The organism is Kocuria sp. CNJ-770 (assembly GCF_001942375.1).
GTDB classification, from domain to species: domain Bacteria; phylum Actinomycetota; class Actinomycetes; order Actinomycetales; family Micrococcaceae; genus Kocuria; species Kocuria oceani.
Window position 1 is genome coordinate 1 of sequence record NZ_MKJW01000004.1, and the last position, 7,411, is coordinate 7,411.

Annotated in this window: 6 protein-coding genes; 3 read left to right on the forward strand and 3 right to left on the reverse strand. The window is 73.6% G+C overall.

The window, feature by feature from the left end; all coding sequences use genetic code 11:
* The 3 genes from BJF77_RS00110 to BJF77_RS00120 form a co-directional block, all read right to left on the reverse strand.
* On the reverse strand, window positions 1-634 hold a 634-nt coding region (locus BJF77_RS00110), incomplete at its 3' end, for a biotin/lipoyl-containing protein (protein WP_304440951.1).
* 109 nt (window positions 635-743) lie between these two features.
* Window positions 744-2,111, reverse strand: a complete 1,368-nt coding sequence (lpdA, locus tag BJF77_RS00115; RefSeq protein WP_047802536.1) for a dihydrolipoyl dehydrogenase — start codon at window positions 2,109-2,111, stop codon at window positions 744-746.
* Window positions 2,112-2,254: 143 nt separating this feature from the next.
* Window positions 2,255-3,808, reverse strand: coding sequence for a leucyl aminopeptidase (locus BJF77_RS00120; RefSeq protein ID WP_075870929.1), 1,554 nt, complete (start codon window positions 3,806-3,808; stop codon window positions 2,255-2,257).
* A 257-nt stretch (window positions 3,809-4,065) separates the two neighbouring features.
* Here BJF77_RS00120 and BJF77_RS00125 point away from each other — a divergent pair, with 257 nt between their 5' ends.
* The 3 genes from BJF77_RS00125 to BJF77_RS00135 form a co-directional block, all read left to right on the forward strand.
* Complete coding sequence (locus BJF77_RS00125; RefSeq protein ID WP_082157254.1) at window positions 4,066-4,983, forward strand: proteasome assembly chaperone family protein; 918 nt, start codon at window positions 4,066-4,068, stop codon at window positions 4,981-4,983.
* 82 nt (window positions 4,984-5,065) lie between these two features.
* Window positions 5,066-6,361 (forward strand): nitrate/nitrite transporter, encoded by a 1,296-nt coding sequence (locus BJF77_RS00130; RefSeq protein WP_075870930.1) that lies wholly within the window; start codon window positions 5,066-5,068, stop codon window positions 6,359-6,361.
* A gap of 116 nt (window positions 6,362-6,477) precedes the next feature.
* The coding region (locus BJF77_RS00135) for a DUF4192 family protein (protein ID WP_139318353.1) at window positions 6,478-7,411 on the forward strand (934 nt) is incomplete at its 3' end.

Here is a 7,411-nt window from a genome sequence, read left to right on the forward strand (position 1 = left end):
TGACCGCCAGGACCTGGCCGACCTCGGCGTCCTCGTCCTCCTGCACGCGGATCTCCAGCAGGGTGCCGGCCACCGGGGAGGGAACCTCGGTGTCGACCTTGTCGGTGGAGACCTCCAGCAGCGGCTCGTCGACGGCGACCTCGTCACCGACCTGCTTGAGCCACCGGGTCACGGTGCCCTCGGTGACGGACTCGCCCAGCGCGGGCAGGGTGATCTCGGTCCCCTCGCCGCCCTGCTGGGCCTCGGCCTTCGGGGCCTGCTCGGGGGCGGACTCCTGCTGCGCCGGGGCCTGCTGCTCGGCGGACTCGTCGGTGGCCTCCGGGGTCTCGGCCTGGGTGGCGGCGTCCTCGGCCTGCTCGGCGGAGGGCTGCTCCGGCTCCGGGGCGGAGCCGCCGGAGCCCGAGCCGATGACGACCAGGGGAGCGCCGACCTCGACGTCCTCGTCCTCCTCGACGAGGATCTCCTCGATGACGCCCGCCACGGGGGAGGGGATCTCGGTGTCGACCTTGTCGGTGGAGACCTCGACCAGGGGCTCGTCGACGGCGACCTCGTCACCGACCTGCTTGAGCCACCGGGTCACGGTGCCCTCGGTCACGGATTCGCCCAGTGCGGGCAGGTTTACGGTTTCTGACATGGTCCGACCGTCTCTCTTTCGGTGCCTTCGATGGTGCGGTCCGGGCGCCGGGCCCGGTGCCGGGGTAGTGGGGGAGGCCCCGCCCGGGAGGGGCGGGGCCTCGGTGCGGTCAGCCGTGCAGCGGCGCGCCCGCGAGTGCCATGGCGGCCTCGCCGATGGCCTCGTTCTGGGTGGGGTGCGCGTGCACGAACGCGGCGACGTCCTCGGGGTAGGCCTCCCAGTTGACGATGAGCTGGCCCTCGCCGATCTGCTCGCTGATGCGCTTGCCGATGGCGTGGAAGCCGATGATGGGGCCGTCCTTCTCGCGCACCAGCTTGATGATGCCGCCGGTGCCCAGGATGGAGCTCTTGCCGTTGCCGGCGAGGTTGTACTCGGCGACCTCGATGTTGTCCTCGCCGAACTTCTCCTTGGCCTTCGGCTCGGTGTAGCCGACGGAGGCGATCTCGGGCTCCGTGAACGTCACCTTGGGGATGTTCACGTCGTCGACGACGGCGGGGTTGAGGCCGCCGATCTCCTCGGCCACGAAGCGACCCTGCTGGTAGCCGCGGTGGGCGAGCTGGACGCCGGGGACGATGTCGCCGATCGCGTAGATGTTGCCCACCCCGGTGTGCAGGCGCTCGTTCGGGGTGACGAAGCCGCGGTCCATGGGGATGCCCTGCTCCTCGTAGCCCATGTCGGCGGTGTTCGGCCCACGGCCCACCGCGACGAGCACGATGTCCGCCTCGAAGACCTTGCCGTCGGCCAGGGTGACCTTCGCGCCGTTGTCGTCCTGCTCGACCTTCTCGAAGAAGGTGCCGAGGTTGGACTTGATGCCGCGCTTCTTGAACTCGCGCTCGAGGATCTTGATCAGCGCGGGGTCCTCGTTGGCGACCAGGTGGGGGAGGCCCTCGATCACGGTGACGTCCACGCCGAAGGACTTCCACATGGAGGCGAACTCGCAGCCGATCACGCCGCCGCCCAGGACGATCGCGCTCTTGGGCACGTAGTCGATCTCCAGGGCCTCGGTGGACGTCATGATCCGGCCGCCGATCTCGACGCCGAGGGTCTTGGAGACGGAGCCGGAGGCCAGCACGATGTGCTTGCCGGTGTAGCTGGTGCCGTCGACGTCGACCGTGTTCTGCCCGGTGAGCTTGCCCACGCCCTCGATGACCGTGATCTTGCGCATCTTCATCAGACCGGTGAGGCCCTTGAACTTGCCGGCGACGATCTTGTCCTTGTAGTCCCGCACGGCCGCCATGTCGATCGACTCGAGCGTGGTGTGCACCCCGTACTTGGAGCTCTCCCGGGCGTCCTCGGCCAGTTCGGCCGAGTGCAGGTAGGCCTTCGTCGGGATGCAGCCCCAGTGGAGGCAGGTGCCCCCGAGCTTGTTCTTCTCGACCAGGCCCACCGTGAAGCCGAGCTGGACGGCCCGCAGCGCCGCGGCGTAGCCGGCGCTGCCTCCGCCGAGGACGAGGATGTCGAATTCGTTGTCGGCCACGTGTTTGGCTCCCTTGCGCGTTGACGTCGTTCCGAGTGGGGTGCACCCGTACGGTGACGGGTTCGTTTCGTACATACCTTAGCCCGACGGCGGAGAGAGCAACCAGGCGGGCGCTCCCTCCGCCGAGGGGGTGTCACGGGTGCTCAGCCGTGGGCGGCGGCGGAGTCCTCGAGCAGCCGGACGAGCGTGCGCACGCCCGCCCCGGTGCCCTCCGCGGGGGTGTAGCCGTAGGGGGAGCCCTCGTTGAAGGAGGGCCCGGCGATGTCCACGTGCGCCCACGGCACCCGGGCGCCGTCCGGGCCGCCGACGAACTCGCGCAGGAAGAGCCCGGCCACGAGCATCCCGCCGTTCTTGTCACCGATGTTCTTGAGATCGGCGACCTTGGAGTCCAGGGACGGGCGCAGGTGCTCCGGCAGGGGCATCGGCCAGCCGTCCTCGCCGGCGGCGCGGGCGGCGTCGGCCACGGCCGCGCGCAGTGCGTCGTCGCCCATGATCCCGAAGGTCCGCGAGCCCAGGGCCACCATCTGGGCGCCCGTGAGGGTGGCGATGTCGACGACGGCGTCGGGGGCCTCCTCGCAGGCGGCCACCAGTCCGTCGGCGAGCACGAGGCGCCCTTCCGCGTCGGTGTTGAGCACCTCCACGGTGCGTCCGCCGCGGATGGTGATGACGTCGCCGGGGCGGGTGGCCGTGGAGGAGGGCAGGTTCTCGGCCAGGCACAGCCAGCCGGTGACCCTGACCGGCAGGCCGAGCTCGGCGGCGGTCAGGACGGTGGCCAGCACGGCGGCGGCCCCGGCCATGTCCGACTTCATGGTCATCATCGAGGCCGGGGGCTTGAGCGAGAGCCCGCCCGAGTCGAAGGTGATGCCCTTGCCCACGTAGGCGTAGTGGCGCGACGCCCGCGCCGGGGAGTACTCGAGCTTGACCAGGCGGGGACCGTGCGTCGAGCCCTGTCCCACGCCGAGCAGGCCTCCGTAGCCGCCCTTGGCGAGATCCTTCTCGGCCAGCACGGTCACGGAGACCTTCGTGCCCTTGGCGGCCTGCCGGGCATAGTCCGCGACGGCCTCCGGGTAGATGACGTTGGGGGAGAGGTCCACGAGGGTGCGGGCGGCCCGGACGCCGCGGCCGAGGGCGGTGGCGCGGTCCAGGACGCGGCTCAGCGCGGTGCGCGCCACATCGGGCGCGTGCACGACGGCGGAGGCCAGCGGGGCCTTCACGGCGCCGGCGGTCACGGACCGCTGGTGGGAGAACGCGAACGCGCCCAGGGCCGCGCCCTCGGCGACCGCCGCGGCGTCCTCCTCCGAGGCCGCGGGCAGGGCGAGGACCGCCGAGTCCGTGCCGGCGAGGCGGCGCACCGCGGCGCCGACGGCCCGGCGCAGCGCCTCGGCCCGCGCGGGCCCGCTCTCGGGCAGGTCGCCGACACCGGTGAGCGCCACCACGGTGAAGGGCAGCCCGGACGGCGCGGGCACGAGGGTGACCTCGTCGGCGCCGCCGCCCACGCGCAGGGCCGCGGCGGCCTCCAGCACGGGGGAGAGCTTGCGCTGCTCGCCGGCGGGGAGCACGACGCGGCCGGCGCCGTCGCCGTCCGCCCCCTTCTGCACGGCGAGCACGAGGGCGTGCGCCGGGGTCCGGCCCAGGGGCTTGTGCGTGGCGGTGAGCTCGATCCCCCGGGGCTCGAGCAGTTCCTGTACGTCGGGCATGTGTCGTCCTTTCGCTGAGGTCCGGACCGGCCGGTCCGGGCGGGGCGCTCGTGGCGGTCCCGGCCCGTCCGGCGGGCGTGCTGTCGATCCTATCCCCGGCCCCGGCGGCGACAGGCTCCGCCGGGCCGGGCGGGGAATAAGGGGGGCCTCGCGGGCGGTTGACATGAACCAGGGAGCGCCGCCGGAAGTGCTCCCGCCGGCCTCGGGAAGAACCCCCGGACCCCGACCCACCCATCCCCCCTCAGGAGGAAGTTGCCGTGCTGGATCCCACCTCGCTGTACCTGAGCAACCCCGCGCTGCTCGAGGACGCCCGGGTCCGTGGCCTGCCGCTGATCGTCGCCCTGTCCGGCTACGCGGAGGCCGGCCACGTGGCCGTGCAGATCGAGCACGCCATCACCGATTCCCTGCCGCACGAGGTCGTGGCCCGGTTCGACCTGGACCAGCTCTACGACTACCGGGCCCGCCGCCCGCACGTGCGCTTCGCGGAGGACCACTTCGAGGACTTCCAGGCCCCCGAGCTGTCCCTGCGGCTGGTCACGGACCCGCTCGGGCGCAGCTTCGCCCTGCTCACCGGCCCGGAGCCGGACCTGCAGTGGAACCGCTTCACGGAGGCCGTCGTGGGCCTGGCCCGGCGGATGGACGTCTCGCTCGTCGCGATCGTCTCGGGCATCCCCATGCCGGTCCCGCACACCCGCCCCTTCATCGTGTCCGTGCACGGCAGCCGGACCGACCTGCTGCCCGTCAAGCACGCCTGGCGGCCGGTGGTGGAGATGAGCTCCTCCGCCGCGCAGCTGCTCGAGATCCGCCTGACCGAGGCGGGGATCGACAACATCGGCTTCACCGTCCACGTCCCGCAGTACCTGGCGGAGGCGCACCTGCCGCACGCCGCGGTGGCCGCCCTCGAGCACATCAATGCCGTGACCTCGCTCACCCTGCCCTCGGACGAGCTGCGCGAGGCGGCCCGCGAGATAGAGCGGCAGATCGACCAGCAGGTGGGCGCCTCGCCGGAGGTGCAGGCGGTCGTGGCGGGTCTGGAACAGCGCTACGATGACGTCGTCGACGCCTCGGCCCCCCGCTCCCTGCTCGTGGGGGACGAGTCCGAGCTCCCCGACGCCGACGAGATCGGCGCCGCGGCCGAAGCCTTCCTGGCCGCCCGGGAGGACGAGCAGGACTGAGCCCGCCGCCCGGCGGGGCGTGGCCGGCTCGACCCGGGACGGTGCCGCCGTCCGCGGCTCCGTCCCCCCGAGAGCGAAGTGCATGACGTCCGACCGGTCCCGCCCCCCGCAGCCCGGCAAGGACTCCCGCCGCGCGTACCTGGTGTTCGGGATCGGCGTCCTCGCCTACTTCAGCGCCGTGGCGCAGCGCACGAGCTTCGGGGTCGCGACGGTCGACGCCGCGGAGCGGTTCGGCACGGCGGCCTCAGCGCTCTCGCTGGTCTCCCTCATGCAGGTCCTGGTCTACGCCGCACTGCAGATCCCCGTGGGCGTGCTCGTGGACCGCTTCGGCGCCCGGGCCATGGTCTCCGCCGGGGCCCTGCTGATGACCGTGGGGCAGGTGCAGCTGGCCCTGGCGGACACGGTCGCCGAGGGCGTGGTGGCCCGCGTGCTCGTGGGGGCCGGGGACGCGGCCACCTTCGTGTGCGTGATGCGGCTGATCCCGGCGTGGTTCTCCGCCCTGCGCGTCCCGCTGCTCACCCAGGTCGTGGGGGTCTTCGGCAACCTCGGCCAGCTCGTCTCCGTGATCCCCTTCGCCTGGGTGCTCGACCGCGCGGGCTGGCTCCCGTCCTTCCTCGGGCTGGCCGCCCTCGCGCTGCTCGCCGGGACGCTCGCCGCGGCCCTGCTGCGGGACGCGCCGCCGGGCGTGGAGGTGCTCCACCGCCGGCTGGGGCTGCGGCGCACGGGGCAGGTCCTCCGGGAGAGCCTGGCCGAACCGGGCACACGGCTGGGCTTCTGGGTGCACTTCACCACCCAGTTCGCCGGCAACACCTTCGTCCTCATGTGGGGCTACCCGTATCTCGAGTACGCCCAGGGCCTGCCCGACACCACGATCTCCGTGGTGATGACCTCCTTCGTGCTCACCAACCTGGCCGTCGGCCTGGCGCTCGGCGGGCTGACGGCCCGGCGCCCCGAGCGCCGGGTGCGGCTGTCCCTGACGGTCACCGCCGGCATCTTCGCGGCCTGGACCGTGCTGCTGGTGTGGCCGGGCACGGCCCCGGCGGCGGTCGTGCTCGCGGCCGTGTGCGTGATCGCGATCAGCATGCCCGCGTCGATGATCGCCTTCGACATCACCCGCAGCTTCAACCCGCCCCGCCGCTCGGGCACGGCCATGGGCATCGCCAACGTCGGCGGGTTCACCGCCTCGGTCCTCGCCATCTTCGTCACCGGGTTCGTCCTGGACCTCCTGTACGCGGGCGGCTTCCGCGAAGAGCTCTACGCGCCCGACGCGTTCCGGGTCGCCGTCGCGGCCCAGTTCCTCATCGCCGGAGCCGGGGCCGTCGGTGTCCTGGCCACCGCCGCGCGGGTGCGGCGCCGGCACGGGCCCGACGCCGTCTGAGACGTCCTCGGGCATCCGCACTGCACCGGGCAACCCGGGCGGTGTCCCGTCCGCCGCCCTCCACAGCCCGCCACCGGGGCCGCCGCCGCCGGCCCGGGACCGCCCACCCTGGGCCCATGAGACAGCACCCCACCCGTGATCCCTTCGTCCCCGTCGTGCGCTGCGCCGCCGACCTGCTCGCCGTCGTCCCGCACACCCTCGGCTACTGGCCCGCCGACTCGCTCGTCCTGTTCGCCGCCGGCGGCGGGACGGCCGGGGCGTGCGTGCGGGTGGACCTGCCGGCCGACCCCGACGACGAGCGCTTCGCCGAGGCCTTCGTCGCGGAGCTCGCCGAGCTCGTGGGCCACGACGCCCTCAGTGACCGGGTGTTCGCCATCGTCTACACCTCCGGCCGCACGCCCGTCCGCTCGTCACCGGGCACGTCCCCGCCGCCGGGCGGGCCCGGAGCGGTGTCCGCCGTGCTGGGCCTCGTGGACGAGGCCGCCCGCCGGGCGGACCGGGCTGTGGCGGCGCGCTGGGTCGTGGCCGGCGAGCACTGGTGGCCGGTCGAGGACCCCGAGGACGTCCGGGACGTGGCCCGCATCCTGGACAGCGCCGTCAACGCCGCGCTCGTGGCCGCCGGCAGCTCCTACGCGACGGCGCCGCGGCAGGCCATGGACCACGAGTACGGTGCGCTGCCGGCGGGCACCCGCCGCGGGGTGGCGGGACGGGCGGCCCACTGGGCCCGGGCGGGCCGGGACGGTTGGCACCGCCTGGACCGCCTGGCGCGCATCCTGACCGTGTGGGAGGACGTCCTGACGGAGGTCCGGGACGCCGACGGCGACTGGCTGCCCGCGGTCCTGGCCCACGACGACGACCTGCTGGGCTTCCTGGCCGCGGGCCTCTCGGACCCGGTGCTCGCCGACCTCCTCCTCGCGGCCTGCGCCACGGACGACTCCGCCGGTGTTCTCGCCGCGGCGGCCATGTGGGCGGAGCTGTGCGACGCCGAGCCCGGCGCCGCGGACCGGCGGACGAGCCGACCGGACCGACCCGCGCACCGGCGCCGCCCGG